Raw genomic sequence first — 23329 nt, forward strand, 5'->3', positions numbered from 1 at the left:
TGTCATCACACACAAAATCCCTATGACCAGTGAATTACCGATGAGGATAACTGAATGCGTCCATCTGATTATGATGGATTTGTGTTTTGCCTTGTAAACTCGCAGAATAGTCTAAAATCATGCTTGATAGCTAGCAAGCTAATTATAAGAGGTAGAAATTGAATACAACTCTGGGAACCGACTGTCAAGATTGGTCGTCTGGCGCCATTAATGATCACGATTGAAACCGTTGCAGCTGACCAAACCCATTGGAACATCCACCAGCTACCGCCTGAACAGTCGCAAATTCAGCTGGCAAAAGCCATTGGTATTGAGCAACCTTCTTTGGTACGCACCCTCGACCAGCTGGAAGAGAAAGGGTTAATCACGCGCAGCACCTGTGCGAATGACCGCCGTGCTAAGCGTATCAGCCTCACTGCGCAGGCAGAACCGATTATTACTCAGGTTGAGCATGTGATTGATGCGACTCGTGATGACATCCGCGCTACTGTGTCATTGGGGAAACAGTGATCTGGCTACCGTTTGACGCCATTGCTACGCGCTGACCTACAGAGTAGCGGCTTACAGCCTGTTTCTGGACCACCATGATGGTGTTGCCATCATCTTTGCGGATTTCCAGCTCAACGCCCTGGCTTTTATTCAGCGAGCCCTGAACACCCTGGCCTGCAACACCACCAGCGACGGCACCAGCTGCGGTTGCCAGACTACGACCCGCACCACCACCAACTGTGTTACCAAGGAAACCGCCCAGTACTGCACCACCAATGGCACCGATAACGTTGCTGTCATCGCCACCCTGAATTTGCACCGGACGAACAGATACCAGCGTACCGTAACTCACGGTCTGAATCTGTTTAGCTTCAGAGGCGCTGTAAACATCACCGGAAAGAGTATTGTCATTTACACAGCCAGCCAGCGTTATCCCGGCAAGCGCCACGATTAATAAACGCATCGTCATCATTAAAACTCCTATGTGTAGCAGGTGCTGCGGATCATCGGGCAGCGGTCAATAACACTATTATAAGGTACAAGCCGCGCCTTTCTCACAATTAGTTTGTAAAAGCACCGCAGAAAGATAACCTGGAGTGCTTAAACGTGGATTCAATCACGACAAGAAAATACGACGTCGTTAACAACGTGAATAAAAGATCACTAAATCATAGAATTGACGCGCTAATTTTGCCAGGCTGGCGCAATGACACTCATACCCGCAGACGGGATAAGGCGAAGGCATGAAATCAGGTCGGTTTATTGGCGTTATGTCTGGCACAAGCCTGGACGGCGTTGATGTGGTGATGGCGGTGATTGATGAACATATGGTGGCACAGCAGGCCAGCTATAGTCACCCGATCCCACAAACGCTGCGCCAGCAGATCCTGGCAATCTGCCAGGGGCAATCATTAACGCTGTCGCAGTTAGGGCAACTGGATACCCGCTTAGGACGATTGTTTGCGGATGCGGTACTGGCGTTACTCAAGCAGCAGGGATTGTCAGCGGATGATATTACCGCCATTGGTTGTCACGGCCAGACCGTGTGGCATGAGCCGCAGGGCGATGCCCCAAATACCTTACAAATTGGCGATAATAATCAAATCGCAGCAGCAACGGGTATCACCGTAGTGGGCGATTTCCGCAGGCGCGATATGGCGCTGGGCGGGCAGGGCGCACCGTTGGTGCCGGCTTTCCACCATGCGGTACTGATGCACCCCACTGAGCGCCGCATGGTGCTGAACATCGGAGGCATTGCGAATTTGTCTTTGCTGCTACCCGGGCAAACATTGCGTGGGTTTGATACCGGGCCTGGCAATATGCTGCTGGACGCCTGGATCTGGCGGCAGCAGGGCAAACCCTATGATAAAGAGGGGGCATGGGGGGCCGGCGGTAACGTGGCCTGGCCACTGCTGCAACAGATGCTCAGTGACCCCTATTTTGCACTGAGTGCACCGAAAAGTACCGGACGCGAATATTTCAATCTGAGCTGGCTGGAACAGCAGCTGTCATCCTTCCCGGGTCTGCCCGCACAGGATGTGCAGGCAACGTTGGTGGAACTGACGGCAACCACTATCGCACAACAGGTCTTACTCAGCGGGGGGTGTGACAGGCTGCTGGTCTGCGGCGGTGGGGGCCACAATCCTCTGTTGATGTCCCGTCTGGCGGCGCAGCTGGCCGGGACGGAAGTGACGAGTACCGACCAGGCTGGCATCAGTGGCGATGATATGGAAGCACTGGCTTTCGCCTGGCTGGCCTGGTGTACCTTGAGTGGGTTACCCGGCAATTTACCGTCGGTAACCGGTGCGCGTGAGGCCAGCGTGATCGGGGCAATATTCCCGGCAAATCGTCCTTTTCGCTGATTGCATCACCTGAAAAGACGTTTTAGCCTAAGTGAACCTCCCGTAGCTCACAAGGAATAAACAATGAAAAAGGGGTATATCGCCGTCGCCGGCATGCTGGTGGCGCTGTCAGGATGCAGCTATTTTCAGACCGACTCTCATACGCCGGTCAACACATTGCATTATACCTGCGGCACGCTGCCGTTAACGGTCAAACTGGATAACAGTAAAAGCGAAGTCAGCCTGATCCTCGACGGTCAACCGCTGGTGCTGAAGCAGCAGCCTGCGGCGTCCGGAACCCGCTACAGCGATGAGCATTACGTTTTCTGGTCGAAGGGCGACAGCGCATTCATTGAGCGCAATGACAAAATCATTATCGATGACTGTCAGCTTCAGCAACCAGCCAGTTAACCCATTGAACTATTGTAGGGTGCGGCGCACAATGCGGTATCCCTACTTATCAGAAGCCAGAGCGATGACTGACAGCGACCATCTGCAACAAATTGCCCATCTGCGGCGTGAATACACCCGTGGCGGCCTGCGCCGCAAGGATCTCCCCGCTAATCCGTTGACCTTGTTTGAACACTGGCTTAACCAGGCGGTTGAAGCACAGTTGCCGGATCCCACGGCCATGAGTGTGGCCACGGTGGATGACCAAGGACAACCCTATCAGCGTATCGTCCTGTTGAAGCATTTTGATGAGCGCGGCATGGTGTTTTACACCAACCTGGGCAGCCGCAAAGCGCAGCAGCTTGAAATTAACCCGCGCATCAGCCTGCTGTTTCCCTGGCATATGCTGGAACGTCAGGTCATGGTGCTGGGGAGTGTTGAGCGTTTATCTACGCTAGAAGTCTTGAAATACTTCCACAGCCGCCCGCGAGACAGTCAGCTGGGGGCCTGGGTGTCGAAGCAATCCAGCCGCATCTCTGCCCGTGGCATTCTCGAAGGCAAGTTCCTTGAACTGAAGCAGAAGTTCCAGCAGGGTGAAATTCCGCTGCCGAGTTTCTGGGGCGGTTATCGGGTCAACATTGACTCAATGGAGTTTTGGCAGGGCGGCGCTCACCGTCTGCATGACCGTTTTTTCTACCAGCGTGAAGATGACGCATGGAAAATCGACCGCCTGGCACCCTAAAACACGAAATAATGCCGTCAATGGGTGGATCGCAGCGGTCCGGCCCATTATTCTATATCCCTTATTTTCTCTCCGCGTTTCAGCGGAAAGCTGTGTACCAGCTTAGGTGCAGACTTTTTCACATGGAGTCTTAGATGGCCAGCAGTAACCTGATCAAACAATTGCAAGAGCGGGGCCTTGTCGCCCAGGTAACGGATGAAGAGGCGTTAGCAGAACGACTGGCGCAGGGGCCAATCGCACTCTATTGTGGCTTCGACCCGACTGCCGACAGCTTGCACTTGGGGCATCTGGTGCCGTTGCTCTGCCTGAAACGTTTTCAGGATGCCGGACATAAGCCAGTGGCTTTAGTCGGTGGCGCAACTGGCCTGATCGGCGACCCGAGCTTTAAAGCAGCCGAGCGTAAGCTGAACACCAGTGATACCGTGAATGAATGGGTCGATAAAATCCGCCATCAGGTTGCCCCTTTCCTTGATTTCAACTGCGGCGACAACAGCGCGATTGCAGCCAACAACTATGACTGGTTTGGCGGCATGAATGTGCTGACCTTCCTGCGTGATATTGGCAAGCACTTCTCTGTTAACCAGATGATTAACAAGCTCCTTTACTGAGTTTTCTTACAACCTGCTGCAGGGTTACGACTTCGCCTGTCTGAACGAGCGCCACGGCGTGGCGTTGCAGATTGGTGGGTCTGACCAGTGGGGGAACATCACCTCCGGTATCGACCTGACGCGTCGTCTGCACCAGAACCAGGTGTTTGGTTTGACCGTTCCGCTGATCACTAAATCTGACGGCACCAAATTCGGTAAAACCGAAGGTGGCGCTGTGTGGCTGGACGCGAAAAAAACCAGCCCTTACAAGTTCTATCAGTTCTGGATCAACACCGCTGACGCAGACGTATATCGTTTCCTGAAGTTCTTCACTTTCCTGAGTATTGACGAGATCAACGCACTGGAAGATGAAGACAAAAACAGCGGTAAAGCACCCCGTGCCCAGTATGTTCTGGCCGAACTGGTGACCAAACTGGTACACGGTGAGGACGGTTTGGTGGCTGCACAGCGCATTACCCAAAGCCTGTTCTCCGGGGCGCTGAGCGAACTCACGGAACAGGATCTGGCACAGCTGGCACAGGATGGCATGCCGGGTGTTGAGTTGGAAAACGGGCAGGATCTGCAACAGGCATTGGTCAATACCGAGCTGGCCCCGTCACGTGGTCAGGCTCGTAAACTGATCGAGGCGAAATCCATCAGCATCAACGGTGCACTGCAAACGGAGGCAGAGTATGCCTTCGTAGAGGCCGACCGCCTGTACGGCAAATACACCCTGCTGCGCCGTGGTAAAAAGAACTACAGCTTAATCAGCTGGAAATAATAAGCAGGTTCGTTACGTACTGAAGCCGGCAATGCCGGCTTTTTTTAGGCAAGAAGGGTCAGAGTCGCGCGATGAAAAATATTCTCTCCATCCAGTCCCATACTGTTTTTGGTCACGCCGGAAACAGTGCAGCAGAATTTCCTATGCGCCGCCTGGGCGCAAACGTTTGGCCACTGAATACCGTTCAGTTTTCCAACCATACTCAGTATGGTCACTGGGCCGGAACGGTCATGCCGGCCAGCCATCTGACCGAGATTGCCCGGGGTATTGGTGATATTGATCGTCTGAAAACCTGCCATGCGGTGTTAAGTGGTTATCTCGGCTCCGCCGAGCAGGGAGAGGCTATTCTTGAGATTGTACGGATGGTCAAAGCGGCAAACCCGGAAGCCTGGTATTTCTGTGATCCGGTGATGGGTCATCCGGAAAAGGGCTGCATTGTGGCACCGGGTGTGGCTGAGTTCCATGCGAATGCCTCCCTACCCGCCAGTGATATTATCGCGCCCAATCTGCTGGAGCTGGAAATGTTGAGCGGGCGTCAGGTGGCCGATGTGGAGCAGGCTGTTGCGGCAGCACGTGAGCTGATTGCTAAAGGGCCAAAAGTGGTGCTGATTAAGCACCTTGCGCGGGCCGGTTACCGTAGCGATCGCTTCGAAATGCTGCTGGTGACGGCAGATGAAGCCTGGCATATTGCCCGTCCGCTGATTGACTTTGGCGTGCGCCAGCCGGTAGGGGTGGGTGACCTGACCAGCGGATTATTGCTGGTGGACCTTCTGCACGGGCTATCGCTGCAACAGGCGCTGGAACATGTGACGGCCGCTGTGTATGAAGTGATGCTGAAAACCCATCAGATGGGTGAGTATGAGCTACAGCTGGTTGCTGCACAGCAGGCGATTGCTGAACCGCAGCAGCATTTTGCGGCAGAGAAACTCTGACCCGCTATCGCGATACCGGGCAGGCCTTTTAGGCCTGCCGTCGTCATTAGTTCAACCCTTCAGCTTTCAGCGCAGCGATCACGTCAGGGCGCGCAGCCACCCGTTCAAACCAGTCGTTTAACGCATCCAGTCCACTCAGGTTCAGCTTCAACGCATGAGCCCAGCGGGTCACGGTAAACAGATAAGCATCTGCCACGGTGAAACGCAGCCCCATCAGCCACTGCTTCTCTTTTAATTCGGCATTCACGTACTGGAATTTCTGCTCCAGCAATTCTCTGGACAGTACCTTAAACTCGTCCGGAGTGGTGGGGCGAAACAGCGGGCTGAACCCTTTATGCAGTTCAGTGGCAATATAATTGAGCCATTCGAGCGTATGGTAGCGTGTCAGGCTGCCGGGTGGGGCCAGCAGTTGGCGGTCAGGTTTGAGGTCGGCAAGATACTGCACAATCGCCACGCCTTCAGTCAGCACCGACCCGTCATCCAGTTGCAGCGCCGGAACCTGGCCTTTCGGATTGATTCGCAGATAGTCTTCGCCCTGTTCCGTCTTCTTCGTTTTGGTATCCACGGTGACCAGCGTGAAATCAAGGCCGGATTCGCGCAGCACAATATGGGGTGACAGTGAACAGGCCCCGGGTTTACAGAACAGCTTCATTGCTCGCTCCTTTCATTGAATGATGACGATCTCCTCAGCTTACTGCCGAAGAACATAAAAGTCAGTGTCAACGCGCGGACAATGGCGCATTTTTTGCGGGTTAATTAACCACTGGCAAACGCTGCTGCCCCAGACTGCTCAGTTCAGGCAGAGATGTTCGGGCCAGATCCCAGAATGCGCGCACTTTTGCCGGCATATATTTTACGTTCTGCGCGACCAGTTGCACTGGAACGGCCGGAGGGCGGAAGTCCGGCAGAATTTCGATCAGGGTGCCCCGCAGCAGGTCATCATGCACCTGATAAGAGAGCAGGCGGGCAATACCTTTCCCGGCGCGGGCAGCAATCAGCTGAGTTTCGACCTCATTGACAGTCAGTCTTGGCGTAATGCGTACTCGCTCCTGCTGCACCTCAGGGCCGAAGCGCCATTCTCTTTGCGCGGTGAGTGCCGCACTGGCGATGAGGTGATGATCGATCAGCATGGCGGGCGTCAGCGGTGTGCCGTGCAGGGTGAGGTAGTCAGGGCTGGCAACCAGCATCCTTTGCACCTGACCCACCTCCGTCGCCACCAGTGAGGAGTCCCGCAACTGGCCGATGCGTACCGCCATATCCAGCCCCTGTTCGATGAGGTCCTGATAACGGTCACTGAGCATCAGGTCAATCTGGATATCGGGGTAGCGATCGAGAAATGTCAGCACCAGCGGTGCAATATGCTGGCGGCCGAACTGAACCGGCGCGGTCAGACGGACCCTGCCACTCAGCTGATTGCGGGTGGTGGCGTTCAGTGCTTGCTGATAATCCTCCAGCACGCCTTTTGCACGTTCAAAAAGCGCCAGTCCGGCGGGCGTGGGCGACAGACGCCGGGTAGTTCGTTCAATCAGGTTCACGGCAAAACGGCTTTCCAGCGCTGTCAGGGCACGCGTAATCGCCGGAGGCGACCGCCGCAGAGTGCGTGCCGCTGCGGCAAGGCTCCCCTGTTGCACCACGGCGACAAACACCGCCAGTTCATCCAGTTTATCCATGATTATTCCACTTTGCGAAATTATGAATTGCTATTTTTGCCTGTTTACCTCGTTTTCAGCAAGAGTAAGCTGAGTAAAAAACAGGAGATCATCATGAGTTCATTAACGTTATATGGCACCGGACTTTCCGGCCACGTTCACCGCGTCAGCGTGTTGTTAAGCATACTGGGTCTTTCCGCCACCTGGGTTGAAGCTGATGCCCAGGTCAGACAAAGTGCCGGATATCGGGCGCTCAATCCTCTCGGGCAGGTGCCCGTTTTAGTGGATGGTGACACGGTGATCAGCGACAGTAATGCCATTCTTATCTGGCTGGTGAAGCGCTACGCACCCGACAGTGGTTGGTTGCCGGCTGATTTGCTGGAGGAGGTGCAGGTGCACCAGTGGTTGGCAAAAGCCGCCGGAGAAATCCGTTATGGTGTGGCGTCTGCGCGTCTGATTAAGCAGTTCAACGCGCCGGAAAACTACGCTTCAGCGGTATATGTGGCAAAGAAATTTTTACCTCAACTGGAGGCACATCTTAGCGATCGTCAGTGGCTGGTGGGAAAACGTGCCACCCTTGCTGATCTGGCCTGTTATGCCTACGTGGCCTGTGCGCCTGAAGGGGGCATTGGTCTGCATGCCTATCCCCACATTCAGGCCTGGTTGCAGCAGACGGCCGCACTGCCGGGCTTTATCACGCTGCCACCTCTGCCTTTACCGGCGGAAGCGTAACGATGTTCCATCCAGGGGAGTTGCAGGCGCAGAAAAAAGCAGGCTATCAGCAGGTGAAAGCCGCCCTTTATCCATCGATGCCTGAACAGCACCGTCTGTTTTATCAGGACCTGCAGACTTTCTATATGACCGTACAGGATGACAGCGGTTACCCGTTTGCAGCCCTGGTTCAGGGGGCTCCCGGGTTCATTACTACGCCGGATGAGAGCCATTTTTCCCTGCTGCGCAGTGCCATCGAGGCGGTACCTTATCTGCCTGCATTGAAGTCCGGAATGGCGTTCGGTGGCCTTGGTATCGACTTCGCCAGCCGTCGCCGTAATCGGGTCAACGCGGTGGTAGAGGGTTTCAGTGACAATCGGCTACAGCTGCATGTACAGGAAAGTTTTGGCAACTGTCCGCAGTATATCCAGCGACGAACACTGCCCGCGCAGGATAAGCGACGATCGCTGCATGTCGAACCTCTCTACACGCTGGATGCCGATGCGCGCTATCTGATTTCTGCTGCGGATACTTTCTTTGTGGCCAGCCATGCACCGCGCAGTCAGGGAATGGGAGGGGCGGATATCTCGCATCGGGGAGGGTTACCCGGGTTTATCACCCTCAGGCAGGGAAAGCTTTTTATCCCGGATTATTCAGGTAATCGTTATATGAACACGCTGGGAAACCTGCTGCTGGATCCCCGCTGTGCTTTGCTGATCATGGACTTCCATCAGGGTGCAGCACTGCATATTCAGGGAAGGGCTGAGATCCTGTGGCAATCACCGGGGGAAGGGCGAGTGGAACGTTACTGGACGGTTGAACCGGAACGCATCCTGCGCCTCAGGCAGTTATTACCCGCTACCGGAACGGACGTGGAATATGCCGTGTCCACACTGGCAGCTGAAAGATAAAAAAAGGGCGACATCACTGTCGCCCTCATCATCATACTGTTAGTAATCAGTCATTCGCGTTCTGCGGAGCGGGGGTCCCGTCCTGAGTCATACGGTTCAGCAGGGGAGCTGTGAACATCATCAGTACAGCGATCACCCCAGTGACGATGCCGATTTTCAGGAACACATCACCATAAACGTGCAGCGACAGCAGCGGATCGGTAATGTTTTCTGGCACCGCCATCAGGTTGGCCACTTTACCGGCCACCATGGCAGCACCTGCGGTGGTCAGGAACCAGGAACCCATGATAAAGCCCATCAAACGCTGTGGAACCAACTGTGCCACCATCGCCAGGCCCAGACCAGAGATCATCAGTTCCCCAACGCTTTGCAGCGCGTAGCTGAGGATCAGCCAGTTGACGGAAACAATACCCAACTCGTTAGCCAGAGAGGCACCCAGCGGCAACACCAGGAAGGCTGCGGAGCACAGCACCATGCCCAGCGCAAACTTATGTGGCATCGGCAGGCGGTCGCCCATCTTGTTATAGATAGCGGCCAGCAACGGACTGAACACCATAATCCAGAAAGGATTCAGTGCCTGGAACTGCTCTGGCTGGAAAGTGATGCCCAGAATGCTGTGCTCGACGTTACGAATAGCGAAGAAGTTCAGCGAGGTGGGCATCTGCATATACAGCACGAAGAAGACGATAGCCTGTACCATCAGTACAAAAGCGACAATCATCTTGCGGCGCGCATGGCCTTTCAGTGCGAAGGTTTCTTTGGCAAACACCAGTACGATACCGACAGCGATCACGCCAAGTACCAGGCGGGCAATACCCTGGTTATGCAGCAACCAGGTTGCCAGAGTGATCATGACGACAATACCAACCAGCGTCATCAGCAATTTGCGAATGTCCAGCGGGGAAAAATCTGCTTTCGAACCGTGATTTTTCACCCATTTACGGAAGAACATAAAGTTCACCAGGGTGATCAGCATGCCGACAAATGACAGAGCAAATGCCGTACTCCAGCCAAACTCCGCCGCCAGCCACGGCGTGGCAAGCATAGAGAAGAAGGACCCGATATTAATCGCCATGTAATACATGGTGAACGCACCGTCGAGGCGCGGATCGTCTTTCTCATAGCAGGTAGACAGCAGAGACGACGGGTTAGCTTTAAACAGGCCATTACCCACGGCGATGGTCGCCATGCCGATATACACCAGGCTAATGTCGTGACCTGACCAGGCCACCAGCGCGTAGCCCAGCGCCAGCACCAGCGTGCCGAGCACGATAACGCGCTTGGTTCCCAGCACCTTATCGCCGAGCCATCCGCCAACGGCGACCAGTCCATACACCAGGGCGCTGAACGAAGCGAACAGGGTAATGGACTGCGCTTCTGACATCCCCAGCATTTTCACCAGGTAGACAGCCATAATCCCTTGCAGGCCGTAGTAACCGAAACGCTCCCATAACTCGATGGAGAAAATCAGATAAAACGATCGGGGTTGCTTGAACGCGTTGAGGCTTGCTACCTCAGGTTTCTTGTTTGCAGTTGACACTAGTACCTCTGAATGCTTGACCTGTTTCGTGACAGGAAATAAGTCGGCGTAACGCGGGACGTGCGCTCACCGTATAGTTATAAGATGGAAAAACGCCAAATAATTTCGCCGATTGCAGGCCTTGAGGCAAGCGTTATTTCAATATCGCTAACTGATGAAATAACAGTCTTAAATGAGTGGGCTTGCAGTTTACTTGTTTTATTGTGCTGATTTTGGTGCTTTATGTGAATGATTGCACCAGTGGTTGTTGCGTGATCGTCCGATGGGCAGACAATAATTCTGGTGAGGGCTTTTCTGGTTGTAACGTCTTAAATAAATAAATTTGTGAGATTTATTGACTGCTTTATAGGGTTTTCTTAGTGATTATTGGTTGTTGTATACGGGTGTGTGGAGTGAATAACAGGTAAAGCCACTTTGTGTGATTTTAATCACAGAAGGTGTGATAATTTTTGTTGCAAAGCAACTGATAAGTTCCAAATGTTTTTTATTAATTGAACGTTCAATATAAAACGTCTACAATTAAGCTCATTCAATAGTTAAAACCGATGAAGCAATGCCAAAAATTGGAATGAAGGCGATTCGTCAGGCGCAGTTGATTAATGCGACGCTGACGGTAATTGACCGGGTCGGACTGGCAGATGCCAGTCTGGCATTAATAGCGAAAGAAGCCGGGGTTTCTACCGGGATTGTCAGCCACTATTTTGGCGACAAAAACGGTCTGCTCGACGCCTGTATGCGCCAGATCCTCTCTGACCTCTATGTAGCATTAGAGCACCATCGTCAGAAGGCGGCACCGGACCCTGCTGCGCAGATCCGCGCTATTATCGATGGCAATTTTGACGTTACACAGATTGCTGCGCCAGTGCTGAAAACCTGGCTGGTGTTTTGGGCTGACAGCCTGCATCAGCCAAATCTGCACCGCCTGCAACGCATGAACGATCGTCGCCTTTATTCCAATCTGACGGCGCATTTCCGCCGTGTTTTGCCTGAGGAACAGGCCCGTGCCGCAGGTGCATGTCTTGCGGCGCTGATTGATGGGGTGTGGCTGCGCATGACGCTGGCACCTCAGCCGATGGAACAGGGCCTGGATCAGGCCCGCATGCTTTGTTATCAAAATCTTGCGCTGTGGCTGAACAGCGCACCCACCCCCTGACAGGAGGAGACATGGCCGATATGAAACGCCGCGGTTTATACATCAACGGACGCGAAGTGCCTGGCAATGGCGAACTGTTCACCACCGTTAACCCTGCCAACGGCAATGTCCTGGCTGAAATAACCGCCGCCAGCCAGCAGGATATTGATGACGCTGTTGCTTCTGCACAAGCCGGCCAGCGTATCTGGCGTAGCTATACTCCGGTTGAACGCAGCCGCGTTCTGCTGAAGGCCGTTGCCCTGTTGCGCGAACGCAATCAGGAACTGGCCGAGCTGGAAACGGCCGATACCGGCAAACCGATCGGTGAAACCTCAGCCGTGGATATCGTCACCGGCGCGGATGTGCTGGAGTATTACGCCGGGCTGGCCGTCGCCGTCGAAGGCGAATCCATTCCGCTGCGTGACACCGCGCTGGTCTATACCCGCCGCGAGCCGCTGGGCGTCTGTGCTGGCATTGGTGCCTGGAACTATCCGATTCAGATTGCCCTGTGGAAAAGCGCACCTGCGCTGGCAACGGGCAACGCGATGATCTTCAAGCCGAGTGAAGTCACGCCTCTCAGCGTACTCGAACTGGCCAAAATCTTTACCGAAGCCGGGCTGCCGGATGGCGTGTTCAACGTCGTTCAGGGCGCTGCTGCCGTGGGTCAGGGGTTGAGTCAGCACACCGGGATTGCCAAAGTGTCCTTTACGGGTGAAGTGAACACCGGTAAACGCGTAATGGCCGATGCCGCACTGGCTAACCTGAAGTCTGTCACTATGGAGCTGGGCGGGAAGTCACCGCTGGTGGTGTTTGAGGACGCCGATCTGGAGCGTGCGGTCGACGGCGCGATGATGGCAAACTTCTACAGCAGCGGCCAGGTATGCACCAACGGAACGCGCGTGTTTGTCCAGCGTTCGCTGTTGCCTGCCTTTGAAAAACGTCTGCAAGAGAAAATGGCCGGGATCCACTGCGGTGACCCGACCGACCCGGCGGTCAACTTTGGCCCGCTGGTGAGTGAAGGGCATTGCCAAAAAGTGGTCTCGTATCTGGAGATCGGTAAACAAGAAGGGGCGCGTCTGCTGGCTGGCGGTTCACGTATTACCGAAGGTCCACTGGCGAAAGGGTGTTACGTGCAGCCAACGGTCTTTACCGACTGCACCGACGACATGCGTATCGTGCGTGAAGAGATCTTTGGCCCTGTTATGAGCATCCTGGTGTTTGACGATGAAGACGAAGTCATCAAGCGCGCCAATGATACCGAGTACGGTCTGGCGGCCGGGGTGTTTACCACTTCACTGAATCGCGCACATCGGGTGATCCATCAGCTGGAAGCCGGTATCTGCTGGGTAAACAGCTGGGGCGAGTCACCTGCACCGATGCCTGTTGGCGGCTATAAGCAGTCGGGCGTAGGGCGTGAAAATGGTCTGGAAACGCTGCATCACTACACCAGAACCAAATCTATTCTGATCGAGATGGGTGAGTATCCATCCGCGTTCTGATTTTTCGCCGCGGCGTGCGCGTCGCGGCAATATTTCCGGAGGTTTAATGCAGAAATTTGACTATATCATTATTGGTGCGGGTTCAGCAGGCAACGTGCTGGCAACCCGTTTGACTGAGGATGCTGACGTATCGGTACTGTTACTGGAAGCAGGCGGCAAAGATCACCGCTGGGACTTCCGTACCCAAATGCCAGCCGCTTTGGCTTATCCACTGCAGGGTAAACGCTACAACTGGGCATTTGAAACCGATCCTGAACCTCATATGGATAACCGCCGTATGGAGTGCGGACGCGGCAAAGGCCTTGGCGGTTCTTCACTGATCAACGGTATGTGTTACATCCGTGGTAACGCGATGGACTACGACAACTGGGCGAGCAAACCCGGTCTGGAAAACTGGTCCTATCTGAACTGCCTGCCGTATTTCCGTCGTGCGGAAAAGCGCGATATCGGAGAAAACGACTGGCACGGTGGTGACGGTTATCTCAGCGTCACCACGCCGAAAAAAGGCAATAATCCGCTCTATCGCGCCTTTATTGATGCCGCCCAGCAGGCAGGACATCATGAAACCGACGATCTTAACGGATATCGCCAGGACGGCTTTGGCCCAATGGACCGCACCGTGACCGCCAAAGGCCGTCGTTCCAGCACCGCGCGCGGCTATCTGGATGTGGCCAAAACGCGTCAGAACCTGACCATTGTTACCCATGCGCAGACCGACCGTATTCTGTTCAGCGGCAAAACCGCCACGGGTGTCACCTGGCTGCGTAACGGTAAACAAGAGCAGGCGGAAGCCCGCCGTGAAGTGCTGCTGTGTGCCGGGGCGATCAACTCGCCGCAGATCCTGCAACGTTCGGGCGTTGGGCCGGAAGAGTGGCTGCGTGAGCTGGATATCGAGGTGGTTCATGCACTCCCAGGCGTCGGGCGCAACTTACAGGATCACCTGGAAGTTTACATGCAGTACGGCTGTAAAAAACCGGTCAGCCTGTATCCTGCCTTGCAGTGGTGGAATCAGCCCGCTATCGGTGCTGAGTGGCTGTTCAACGGCACGGGTGTAGGTGCCAGCAACCAGTTTGAAGCGGGCGGGTTTATCCGCAGTGACGATCAGCCAGACTGGCCCGATCTGCAATACCATTTCCTTCCGGTAGCGATTAACTACAACGGCAGCAGCCCGGTGAAACAGCATGGTTTCCAGGCTCACGTCGGCCCGATGCGCTCTATGAGCCGTGGCCGTATCAAGCTGACATCCAAACACCCGTATGCTGCGCCATCGATCTTCTTCAACTATATGTCGGAAGAGCGTGACTGGGTGGAGTTCCGTAACGCAGTGCGTCTGACGCGCGAGATTATGCGTCAGCCAGCGCTGGCCGAATATTGCGGTGAAGAGTTGCAGCCCGGGATCAACGTGCAGAGCGATGAGGAGATCGACGCCTTTATCCGTGAGCATGCGGAAACCGCCTATCACCCCTGTGGTAGCTGCGCGATGGGTACCGATGCGATGGCCGTGGTGGATGCAGAAGGGCGCGTGCACGGCATGAACAGCCTGCGTGTGGTCGATGCGTCGATTATGCCGCAGATTGTCACGGGCAACCTGAATGCCCCAACGGTGATGATTGCGGAGAAAATATCTGACGCCATTCGCGGCAAAGCGCCATTACCGCTGTCAGAAGCGGATTACTATCAGTTAAGCCGTTAATACGATGTGGGCTGACCGAAACAGAAGGTCAGCCCCGACGTTTGCTGTAGGGCGACTTTTCGTTTCGGTCGCCCCGTAACCAAAATCGTTACTCGAAGTAAACCTCAGGGTTTTCCGACAACAGAACAAACTCCTTCGTGTCTTTCTCCAGTGCGCGAATAGCACCACTTTCAATGTCATACACCCAGCCGTGCAGCCGCAGCGCATTGTTGCGCAGTCCTACGGCGACCGAGGGGTGAGTTTTAATATTATTTAATTGCGCAATGACATTTTCCTGCACCATCGCATTCACTTTGTCTTCTTCAGTGGCATAGGTCTTTTTCTCGACCACGGCTTTCGCCGCATCAGAATAGTGCAGCCAGTGCGCTACGGCAGGCATCGGATCAAGGCACTGACAGGTGGCAATCGCCTTCATTGCACCGCAGTTGGAGTGGCCGCAAATCACGATATCCGTCACACCCAGCGCCACCACGGCATATTCGATAGTGGCAGACACGCCGCCAGGCTCAGGCCCGAATGACGGCACGATGTTACCTGCGTTACGAATCACGAAGAGTTGTCCCGGGTCCTGCTGGGTGACCAGTTCCGGCACCAGGCGGCTGTCGGAGCAGGAGATAAACAGCGCTTTGGGATTCTGGCTTGAAGCAAGGCTGCGGAAAAGTTCTTTTTGCTCGGGGAAAATGTCTTTCTGGAAGTTGAGGAAACCTTCAATGATATGTTGCATAGCACTCTCTCTATCCTGGATTATGGCCGCGAACCACGTCAGGGAACGGGCCGATAATAGTCATAAAATGATATTGTTATGAGGGTCAGAAGGCATTTTTAAGACGTCTGGTCATTCTACTTTAGCATCAAATTCACAAAGATCTTCAATCAGGCAGGAGCCGCAGCGCGGTTTACGCGCAATGCAGGTGTAGCGGCCATGCAAGATCAGCCAGTGGTGGCAGTCGACCATAAACGCTTTCGGCACCACCTTCAGCAGCTTCTCTTCCACCTGTTCCACGTTTTTGCCAGGTGCAAAACGGGTGCGATTACAGACGCGGAAAATATGCGTGTCGACGGCGATAGTCGGCCAGCCAAAGGCGGTATTTAATACGACGTTGGCCGTCTTACGCCCAACGCCGGGTAACGCTTCCAGTGCCTCACGACTCTCCGGCACTTCACCGCCATGCTGTTCCAGCAGAATCCGGCAGGTCTTTATCACGTTCTCAGCCTTGCTGTTAAACAGGCCGATGGTCTTGATGTACTCTTTCACCCCATCGACACCCAGCGCCAGAATGGCGGCAGGCGTATTAGCAACCGGGTAGAGTTTTGCCGTGGCTTTATTCACGCTGACATCGGTAGCCTGCGCAGACAGCAGAACCGAAATCAGCAGTTCAAAAGGAGAGGTGAACATCAGTTCCGTGGTGGGATGCGGGTTGTTATCCCGCAGCCGGGTCAAAATTTCCTGACGCTTTTCCTTATTCACAGCACACCTGTTGTTTTTCCATCCGGCAACGCCTGCGCTTCTCTTTCAGCCTTCAGAGCGGCACGTTGTTTCATTTTATTATCAATCAGATACTTAGCGGCCAGCAGCATGCCCAGACCGATAAAAGCACCCGGCGGCAGCATCGCCAGCAGCATCGGGGAATCAAAGTGGACAACCTCAATGCGCATCACTTTCGCCCAGGGGCCGAGCAGTTGATCCGCACCGTTAAAGAGGGTGCCGTTACCGATGATTTCGCGAATCGAACCCAGCACCACCATCACGCTGGTGGCCCCCAGGCCGATGGCCATGCCATCCAGGGCCGAGAGCGGAATACTGCTTTTCGATGCCACCGCTTCCGCACGCCCGACGACAATGCAGTTGGTGACGATCAGCGGGATAAAGATCCCCAGCGACTGATAGAGGCCGTAAGCATAGGCATTGATCAACATCTGCACGCAGCTCACCACCGCAGCGATAATCATCACGTAAATAGGAATACGTATTTCAGAGGGCACCCAGCGGCGCGAAAGCGAAATTCCGCTATTGGTGCAGGTCAGTACCAGCGTGGTTGCCAGACCGAGGCCGAGCGCATTTGTCGCCGTTGAGGTCACGGCCAGCAGCGGGCACAGGCCTAGCAACTGAACCAGCGCTGAGTTATTCTTCCACAGCCCGCCGACCAGCAGGGTTTTGGCTTCACTCATTGGACTCTCCACAAGGTGGCAGCGAAGAAAGCTGCTCCGGTAAGGTTTCAATATACAACGTTGTGCGCTTAACCGCATTCACCACGGCGCGTGGGGTAATGGTGGCACCCGTAAACTGGTCAAACTCACCCCCGTCTTTTTTCACTGCGAACTGGCTGTCATCGGCGCCTTTTACCTGTTTGCCGTTGAAGCTGTTGATCCAGTCGGAAATGCGCAGCTCAATTTTATCGCCCAGACCCGGCGTTTCGTGGTGTTCGACCACGCGTGTGCCGTAAACCGTGCCGGTAAAACTGGCGCCAACAATCATCTGAATATTACCCGAATAGCCATCGGGAGCGGTGGTTTCAACGGCTACGGCAACCGGTTTATCGCCTTTACGCGCCAGATAAAGATGGTGCGGACTGGCATTACCCAGGGCCGGATTACTGACGATATAGCACTCCTGCTGAATGTGGTTATCATACAGCTCCGGCGGCACCACCTGGTCCAGCAATACTTTCTGCTGTAACGCAGTCTGATGAGCAATCGTCGGTTTGGTGACCGTGTTGACCACCGCCGTCAGCCCGGTAGTGATAGCGGCAAACACGGCCAGCGTGACACCGTTTTTACGAATGGCATCCAGCATTATTTATCCTTCCGATGGCCGTAAACGCGCGGCTGCGTGTAGTAATCGATCAACGGTACGCAGATGTTGGCCAGCAGCACGGCAAAGGCCACGCCATCCGGGTAACCCCCGAAACTGCGGATCAGCCATACCAGCAGGCCAATTAATGCGCCATAGATCAGCCGGCCTTTGTTCGTGGTTGAGGCGGTGACCGGGTCAGTGGCAATAAAGAACGCGCCAAGCATGGTCGCACCGGACAACAGATGAATGACGGGAGACACCAGACTGTGCGGAGAAATTAACCAGCCCAGGGTGGCACAAAACGCCAGCGAGATCAGCATCCCTGCCGGAATATGCCAGCGGATGCTGCGGGTGCAGAGCAGGAAAACACCGCCCAGCAGATAACCGACGTTCACCCACTGCCAGCCCAGCCCGGCCAGTACGCCGCTGTAAATCGGCTGCGCCAGCAGCTGTTCTGCGCTGTGCCCGGCGCGCAGTCCGGTCTTGAAGGTGTCCAGTGGCGTTGCCTGGCTGACCCCGTCAATCCCCACCTGCAACTGCTGCATGGTGTGACCATCCAGCGTATGGAAATGGAAGATCATGCTCAGGGTGTCACCGAGGGTCGGTGTCATTCCCTGTAAACCGTCCGGCGGCAACCAACTGGTCATCTGCACCGGGAAGGAGATCAGCAGCACCACATATCCGACCATCGCCGGGTTAAACGGGTTCTGCCCAAGACCACCGTAAAGCTGCTTGGAAATCACCACGGCAAACAGCGTACCGATCACAATCACCCACCAGGGCGCCAGCGAAGGAATGCTGATGCCCAACAGCAGGGCAGTGAGCAGCGCAGAATTATCTTTCAGTGTGTCTGCCAGCGGCAGTTTGCGCAGGCGCAGTATGGCGGCTTCAGCACCGATGGCAGCGATGGCAGCAATCAGGACCTGAATCAGGTTACCCCAGCCAAAATAGTACCACTGTGCCACCATGCCAGGCACGGCAGCAATCAGCACCAGCAGCATAATGGTGCTGGTGCTGCGGCGGTTGTGAGTGTAAGGCGAACTTGCAATACGAAAAGCCATTTAATCCTCTTGCGTTGAAGGCTGCTGCGATTTACGCGCTTTCACGCGCGCAATGGCCGCTGCCACCGCCGCTTTACGTGCATCATCTGAAGCGGCAGGCGCTTCACTCTCTTCTGTTTTCACTGACTCTGCGGCCTGCGCGGCTTTCTTCGCTTTTGCCCGGGCAATGGCGGCTTCAATAGCCGCTTTGCGTGCATCCACCACCGGTTCTGCCGGCGGCGATTCGGCTTCAGCGGGTGCTGCTGCGCTGGCAGTGGCCTGCGCGGCTTTCTTCGCCTTTGCGCGGGCAATGGCGGCTTCAATAGCCGCTTTGCGTGCATCCACAACCGGTTCAGCCGACGGCGATTCGGCTTCGGCAGGTGCTGCTGCGCTGGCAGTGGCCTGAGCGGCTTTCTTCGCTTTTGCCCGTGCAATGGCAGCTTCCACTGCTGCTTTGCGTGCATCCACCACCGGTTCAGCCGACGGCGATTCGGCTTCGGCAGGTGCTGTTGCGCTGGCAGTGGCCTGCGCGGCTTTCTTCGCTTTTGCCCGTGCAATGGCGGCTTCTACTGCCGCTTTGCGTGCATCCACCACCGGTTCAGCGGCAGGGGGTTCGGTTTCAGCAGGTTCCGCTGCGCTGGCGGTGGCCTGCGTGGCTTTCTTCGCTTTTGCCCGTGCAATGGCGGCTTCTACTGCCGCTTTACGCGGATCGTCAGTCTGGCGGGTAACGGGTTCGCTGCTGGCCTGTTCTTCCACCTGGCGGGCATGGGCTTCCGCCTGACGCGCTTCCCGCTGCGCCTGTTTTGCTGCCTGATTTGCAGCATCCTGGCCGGATGTTTCAGCCTGCTTCGCTTTGACTCGCTCGCGTGCCGCGCTGATCGCATCGGCGTCACTGGCGGCTACGCTGCGTTTTGCCTGTTGATGTTTGGCATCGCGCGCGGCTTTTTCACGTTCAAGGCGAAGCTGGCGTGCTTCAAAACGGCTCTTCGCCAGCGCATTACGTTCGGCCTCCTGGTCAATAGCCAGGATCTCCGCTTTCTCCTGACGGTAATACTGTACCAACGGGATATTACTCGGGCAGACGTAAGCGCAGGCACCGCACTCAATACAGTCAGCAATATTATGTTCACGCGCTTTATCGTGATCGCCGCCCCGGCTGTACCAGTAAAGCTGCTGCGGTAACAGGGCTGCCGGGCAGGCATCGGCACAGGCGCTGCAACGGATGCAGCCCTGTTCCGGTTCGTTCTGGCCCATTTCGCTGGCGGCGGGCGCGAGAATACAGTTGGTGATCTTCACCACGGGCACATCCAGCGTTGGCAAGGTAAAGCCCATCAACGGGCCGCCCATCACCACCATCTGCTCTGCACCCGGCATAAAATCAGCCTGTTGCAACAGATGGCTGATGGGGGTGCCGAGACGCGCCCAGACATTGCCCGGCTTTGCCACAGACTCACCGGTCAGGGTGACCACGCGTTCGGTCAGTGCTTCACCGTCGACAATGGCGCGCTTAACGGCAAAAGCGGTGCCGACGTTTTGCATCAGTACGCCGATATCGGTTGAACGACCACCGTGCGGCACTTCCTTCCCGGTCAGAATTTTTGTGAGCTGCTTGGCACCGCCTGAGGGGTACTTGGTCGGGATCACCCGGATATGCAAATCCGTGGCGCTGCCTAACGCCTGCTTAAGCGCGGCAATCGCCTCGGGTTTATTATCCTCGATGCCGATTAAGACCTGCTCTGCTTGCAGGATCCACGCGAGGATGCGGCTGCCTTCCAGCACGTCATCGGCACAGTCCTGCATCAGACGGTCATCGGCGGTGATATAAGGCTCGCACTCGGCGGCGTTGATGATCAGCGTGTTTACACCCCGCAGGCCACCTTTCAGTTTTGTCGCCGTAGGGAAACCCGCGCCGCCAAGACCGGCAACGCCAGCCTGATGGACTTTTTCTACCAGGATATTGCGTTCCACGCTGCGATAATCGCTCAGGGTTTGCTTATCCACCCAGAGGTCTTCACCATCCGGGGTAATAAACAGGCACATTTCAGCCAGCGCCGACGGATGGGCCGTCATATGTGGCGCAATCTTCGTGACAGTACCCGACGTCGGCGCGTGGATCGGTAACATGCGGCCGTTGCCGAAGGTCAGCGGTTGCCCGCGCAGCACCTTATCGCCCGGACGCACGCCAATCTCGCCTTCATGGCCAATATGTAAATTGCGCAGGTAACGGCAGGTGACGCAGCGGCACGCCATTAGACTGGGTTTTCATCTCCGGTGGATGAATGCCACCTTCGAAATCCCAGAGCCGATCTTTTTTAAAGAAATTAAGCAGGTTAAACATGACTTTCTACAGGAATAACCCGGATTGGGATGGTGTTGAGATCCCATTTCCAGTTAGCAGTGGTAGTCGCAACCGGACGCATCTCAATGCAGTCGGTCGGGCAGGGGGCAACGCACAGATCGCAGCCGGTACAGACGTCGCTTAACACGGTGTGCATCGCGCGCGTGGCACCGACAATGGCATCAACCGGGCAGGCCTGAATACATTTGGTACAACCGATACAGTTGGCTTCGTCAATCCAGGCCACTTTGCGTTCCGGCTCCGTGGGCATTTCATCGCCCAACGGTTGAGGATCAACATTAAGCAGCGCCGCCAGCTTAAGCATGGTCTGCTCGCCGCCGGGAGCACATTTATTGATCATCTCACCGTTATTGCCCACGGCGTCCGCGTAGGGACGGCAGCCAGGGTAACCGCACTGGCCGCACTGGCTTTGTGGCAGAATCGCATCGATCTGCTCAACAATCGGATCTTCTTCCACTTTGAAACGGCGCGAGGCATACCCCAGCAGTCCACCGAAAACCAGACTGAGCGCACTTAACACGGCAATCGCTATCCAAATCGCACTCATCAGAACTTGACCAACCCGCTGAAGCCCATAAATGCCAGCGCCATCAGTCCGGCGGTGATCAGTGCAATGGAAGAGCCTTTAAACGGTGCCGGGACATCGGCCAGCACCAGGCGCTCGCGGATACCGGCGAACAGCACCATCACCAGAGAGAAGCCCAGTGAAGCACTGAAACCGTAAAGCGCGGCCTGAAGGAAAGTATGATTAAGATTAACGCTTAACAGCGGTACGCCAAGCACGGCACAGTTAGTGGTGATCAGCGGCAGGAAAATGCCTAACAGGCGATAAAGGTCAGGACTGGTCTTACGCACCACCATCTCGGTGAACTGCACCACCACGGCGATCACCAGGATATACGCCATGGTACGCAGATAGACGAGGTCCAGCGGCAGCAGGATCAGATGGTTCACCAGCCAGGCGCAAATGGAGGCCAGTGTGATGACGAATGTCGTGGCGAGTCCCATGCCAATTGCCGTTTCCAGTTTTTTGGAAACGCCCATAAAGGGACAGAGGCCGAGAAACTTCACTAAAACGAAGTTATTCACCAGCACTGTGCCAATAAAAAGAAGCAGGTATTCGGTCATTGATACGCCTGAAAATATAGAGAAAGCCGCTTATTATCAGGCATTGCGAGCCTGACCACAACCGCATCGGGGCAGTGGGTTTTTAATAGCGCACTCAGGATTAAATTTCTGACGCTTTTTTCGACATCAGGGTGCGATAAAAGTGTTTTTAACCCGCTGAGAACGCTTGAAATAGGGTACAAACACGCTGGCCGCCAGCAGAGCGAGCAGCAAGCTGTTGACCACCGCGCTGTCTTCCACCGGAGCGAAGAGAAAGGCCTTAAGCGCCAGTAGCACGTTGATCAACAGCCAGATAATGTAATGGCGCGGCAGGCGCGGAGAACGCTTGCAGAACATCCAGATAATCCAGGTACTGTAGCTCAGCATCAGTATTGTCGTCAGCAGGAAGGCCCCCCACAGCAACAGCGCAGACGATGGCAGATTGGTTAACGCACTGCGAAAGGCTGGGCCAATCAGTCCGCCCCCATAGATTATCAACACCAGAATCATGTTCATGACGACTAACACCAGCCAGGTCAACGGCACAAAAAGCCAGCCACCGAGGCGCGGTTTAGAATTAACAGGCACAGATTGTCCTTATTCAGCCAGAGACGGCAAAGCGCGCATTGCACAGAGCCCTACGCATGATGAGGAGGATTATACGGAATATCGCGCTTCAGGTCATCAGGACGATAATCAACTGCCGGACTACACCACGTAGTGCCAGACCGTTTTCGGGACGCAGCCGAGGTCGAACAGGCGTCCGCCGGAGGCCAGCTCCGCCCGACGATGGTCGGCGGCGCGGTACATCTTGATAATATCGCTGTCATCGGTCAGGGAGTAATTCAAATGGTCAAAGAGTTTTTCCAGCGTCTCCAGAGAATTAACTTTGCGAAATTTTAACAAATAGTCTTGAACGGTCATTGCGGTCAGCCAGCGACAGAATAATGAGTCGCTGATTATATGTTGCAGAGAAAAAGATTCCACGTTGTTTCGGCTTGGTAATATAAAAATCAGAAAATTCAGCATTCCTCCTAAGCCATACGCAATACGGCCCCGGCGGGCAGCCGGTTTTACGCGACAGATTAAACTGTGCAGCAGCTCACAAATCTGCTGTTTGATCGGGGGTGAA

The 23329-nt window shown here is 55.1% G+C and carries 22 protein-coding genes and 3 pseudogenes; 11 read left to right on the forward strand and 14 right to left on the reverse strand.

The genetic code is table 11. The features are described from left to right. Window positions 1-162: 162 nt before the first annotated feature. Window positions 163-495 (forward strand): annotated as a pseudogene (gene slyA, locus WH277_RS16665) (transcriptional regulator SlyA); the annotation flags it as partial. On the opposite strand, the gene WH277_RS16670 reads toward slyA, so the two are convergent. Continuing rightward, entirely contained in the window at window positions 485-958 is a 474-nt protein-coding gene (locus tag WH277_RS16670; protein ID WP_339506384.1) for an outer membrane lipoprotein, read from the reverse strand. The pseudogene slyA and the gene WH277_RS16670 overlap by 11 nt on opposite strands. Window positions 959-1232: 274 nt before the next feature. On the opposite strand from WH277_RS16670, the gene anmK reads away from it, so the two are divergent. The 5 genes and pseudogenes from anmK (at window position 1233) to pdxY (ending at window position 5762) form a co-directional block, all read left to right on the forward strand. Next, the gene (anmK, locus tag WH277_RS16675) at window positions 1233-2351 is read left to right on the forward strand and encodes an anhydro-N-acetylmuramic acid kinase (protein ID WP_133845228.1); all 1119 of its coding nucleotides are present in this window, start codon (window positions 1233-1235) and stop codon (window positions 2349-2351) included. A 63-nt stretch (window positions 2352-2414) separates the two neighbouring features. Next, a complete protein-coding gene (locus WH277_RS16680; protein WP_133845226.1) occupies window positions 2415-2741 on the forward strand; it encodes an MliC family protein in 327 nt (108 codons plus the stop codon). Window positions 2742-2805: 64 nt separating this feature from the next. Next, window positions 2806-3462 (forward strand): pyridoxamine 5'-phosphate oxidase, encoded by a 657-nt coding sequence (pdxH, locus tag WH277_RS16685; RefSeq protein ID WP_159337207.1) that lies wholly within the window; start codon window positions 2806-2808, stop codon window positions 3460-3462. Window positions 3463-3596: 134 nt separating this feature from the next. Continuing rightward, window positions 3597-4830 (forward strand): annotated as a pseudogene (gene tyrS / locus WH277_RS16690) (tyrosine--tRNA ligase). A gap of 71 nt (window positions 4831-4901) precedes the next feature. Then, a complete protein-coding gene (pdxY, locus tag WH277_RS16695; protein WP_133845220.1) occupies window positions 4902-5762 on the forward strand; it encodes a pyridoxal kinase PdxY in 861 nt (286 codons plus the stop codon). A 46-nt stretch (window positions 5763-5808) separates the two neighbouring features. Here the strand turns inward: pdxY and gstA are convergent, their stop codons facing one another. After that, window positions 5809-6414 (reverse strand): glutathione transferase GstA, encoded by a 606-nt coding sequence (gene gstA / locus WH277_RS16700; RefSeq protein ID WP_133845218.1) that lies wholly within the window; start codon window positions 6412-6414, stop codon window positions 5809-5811. 100 nt (window positions 6415-6514) lie between these two features. After that, window positions 6515-7432, reverse strand: a complete 918-nt coding sequence (locus WH277_RS16705) for a LysR family transcriptional regulator (RefSeq protein WP_133845216.1) — start codon at window positions 7430-7432, stop codon at window positions 6515-6517. A 93-nt stretch (window positions 7433-7525) separates the two neighbouring features. On the opposite strand from WH277_RS16705, the gene WH277_RS16710 reads away from it, so the two are divergent. Together WH277_RS16710 and WH277_RS16715 are read left to right on the forward strand one after the other, a co-directional pair. Next, complete coding sequence (locus WH277_RS16710) at window positions 7526-8143, forward strand: glutathione S-transferase family protein (RefSeq protein WP_339505980.1); 618 nt, start codon at window positions 7526-7528, stop codon at window positions 8141-8143. Between the two features lie 2 nt (window positions 8144-8145). Then, window positions 8146-9033, forward strand: coding sequence for a pyridoxamine 5'-phosphate oxidase family protein (locus tag WH277_RS16715; protein ID WP_339505981.1), 888 nt, complete (start codon window positions 8146-8148; stop codon window positions 9031-9033). 46 nt (window positions 9034-9079) lie between these two features. Here WH277_RS16715 and dtpA read toward each other — a convergent pair whose 3' ends face one another. Then, a complete protein-coding gene (dtpA, locus tag WH277_RS16720; protein ID WP_212814260.1) occupies window positions 9080-10573 on the reverse strand; it encodes a dipeptide/tripeptide permease DtpA in 1494 nt (497 codons plus the stop codon). A 553-nt stretch (window positions 10574-11126) separates the two neighbouring features. Here dtpA and betI point away from each other — a divergent pair. The 3 genes from betI to betA are packed head-to-tail and all read left to right on the forward strand — an operon-like array spanning window position 11127 to window position 14897. Continuing rightward, window positions 11127-11726, forward strand: coding sequence for a transcriptional regulator BetI (betI, locus tag WH277_RS16725; protein WP_133845208.1), 600 nt, complete (start codon window positions 11127-11129; stop codon window positions 11724-11726). 20 nt (window positions 11727-11746) lie between these two features. Further along, a complete protein-coding gene (gene betB / locus WH277_RS16730) occupies window positions 11747-13204 on the forward strand; it encodes a betaine-aldehyde dehydrogenase (RefSeq protein WP_133845461.1) in 1458 nt (485 codons plus the stop codon). Between the two features lie 46 nt (window positions 13205-13250). Further along, complete coding sequence (gene betA / locus WH277_RS16735; RefSeq protein ID WP_133845206.1) at window positions 13251-14897, forward strand: choline dehydrogenase; 1647 nt, start codon at window positions 13251-13253, stop codon at window positions 14895-14897. An 88-nt stretch (window positions 14898-14985) separates the two neighbouring features. Here betA and WH277_RS16740 read toward each other — a convergent pair whose 3' ends face one another. From WH277_RS16740 to ydgT, 10 genes and pseudogenes are all read right to left on the reverse strand, one after another. Continuing rightward, complete coding sequence (locus WH277_RS16740; RefSeq protein WP_133845205.1) at window positions 14986-15621, reverse strand: carbonic anhydrase; 636 nt, start codon at window positions 15619-15621, stop codon at window positions 14986-14988. A gap of 111 nt (window positions 15622-15732) precedes the next feature. Next, window positions 15733-16365, reverse strand: coding sequence for an endonuclease III (gene nth / locus WH277_RS16745; RefSeq protein ID WP_133845203.1), 633 nt, complete (start codon window positions 16363-16365; stop codon window positions 15733-15735). Beyond that, the gene (locus WH277_RS16750) at window positions 16362-17066 is read right to left on the reverse strand and encodes an electron transport complex subunit E (RefSeq protein ID WP_133845201.1); all 705 of its coding nucleotides are present in this window, start codon (window positions 17064-17066) and stop codon (window positions 16362-16364) included. The genes nth and WH277_RS16750 overlap by 4 nt, the downstream gene beginning before the upstream one ends. Beyond that, the gene (rsxG, locus tag WH277_RS16755; protein ID WP_133845199.1) at window positions 17059-17691 is read right to left on the reverse strand and encodes an electron transport complex subunit RsxG; all 633 of its coding nucleotides are present in this window, start codon (window positions 17689-17691) and stop codon (window positions 17059-17061) included. Before rsxG ends, WH277_RS16750 begins: the two co-directional genes overlap by 8 nt. Then, on the reverse strand, window positions 17691-18752 hold the full coding sequence (gene rsxD / locus WH277_RS16760) for an electron transport complex subunit RsxD (RefSeq protein ID WP_133845197.1): 1062 nt from the start codon (window positions 18750-18752) through the stop codon (window positions 17691-17693). The genes rsxG and rsxD overlap by 1 nt, the downstream gene beginning before the upstream one ends. Next, a pseudogene (rsxC, locus tag WH277_RS16765) lies at window positions 18753-21069 on the reverse strand (electron transport complex subunit RsxC). Further along, window positions 21062-21637, reverse strand: a complete 576-nt coding sequence (rsxB, locus tag WH277_RS16770; RefSeq protein ID WP_133845193.1) for an electron transport complex subunit RsxB — start codon at window positions 21635-21637, stop codon at window positions 21062-21064. The pseudogene rsxC and the gene rsxB overlap by 8 nt, the downstream one beginning before the upstream one ends. Beyond that, the gene (rsxA, locus tag WH277_RS16775; RefSeq protein ID WP_133845191.1) at window positions 21637-22218 is read right to left on the reverse strand and encodes an electron transport complex subunit RsxA; all 582 of its coding nucleotides are present in this window, start codon (window positions 22216-22218) and stop codon (window positions 21637-21639) included. Before rsxA ends, rsxB begins: the two co-directional genes overlap by 1 nt. Before the next feature lie 126 nt (window positions 22219-22344). Beyond that, window positions 22345-22785, reverse strand: coding sequence for a DUF2569 domain-containing protein (locus WH277_RS16780; protein ID WP_133845189.1), 441 nt, complete (start codon window positions 22783-22785; stop codon window positions 22345-22347). Window positions 22786-22905: 120 nt separating this feature from the next. Further along, window positions 22906-23121 (reverse strand): transcription modulator YdgT, encoded by a 216-nt coding sequence (gene ydgT, locus WH277_RS16785; protein ID WP_159337200.1) that lies wholly within the window; start codon window positions 23119-23121, stop codon window positions 22906-22908. Window positions 23122-23329: the final 208 nt, after the last annotated feature.

The organism is Erwinia sp. MYb416, from assembly GCF_037479575.1.
GTDB classification, from domain to species: domain Bacteria; phylum Pseudomonadota; class Gammaproteobacteria; order Enterobacterales; family Enterobacteriaceae; genus Erwinia; species Erwinia rhapontici.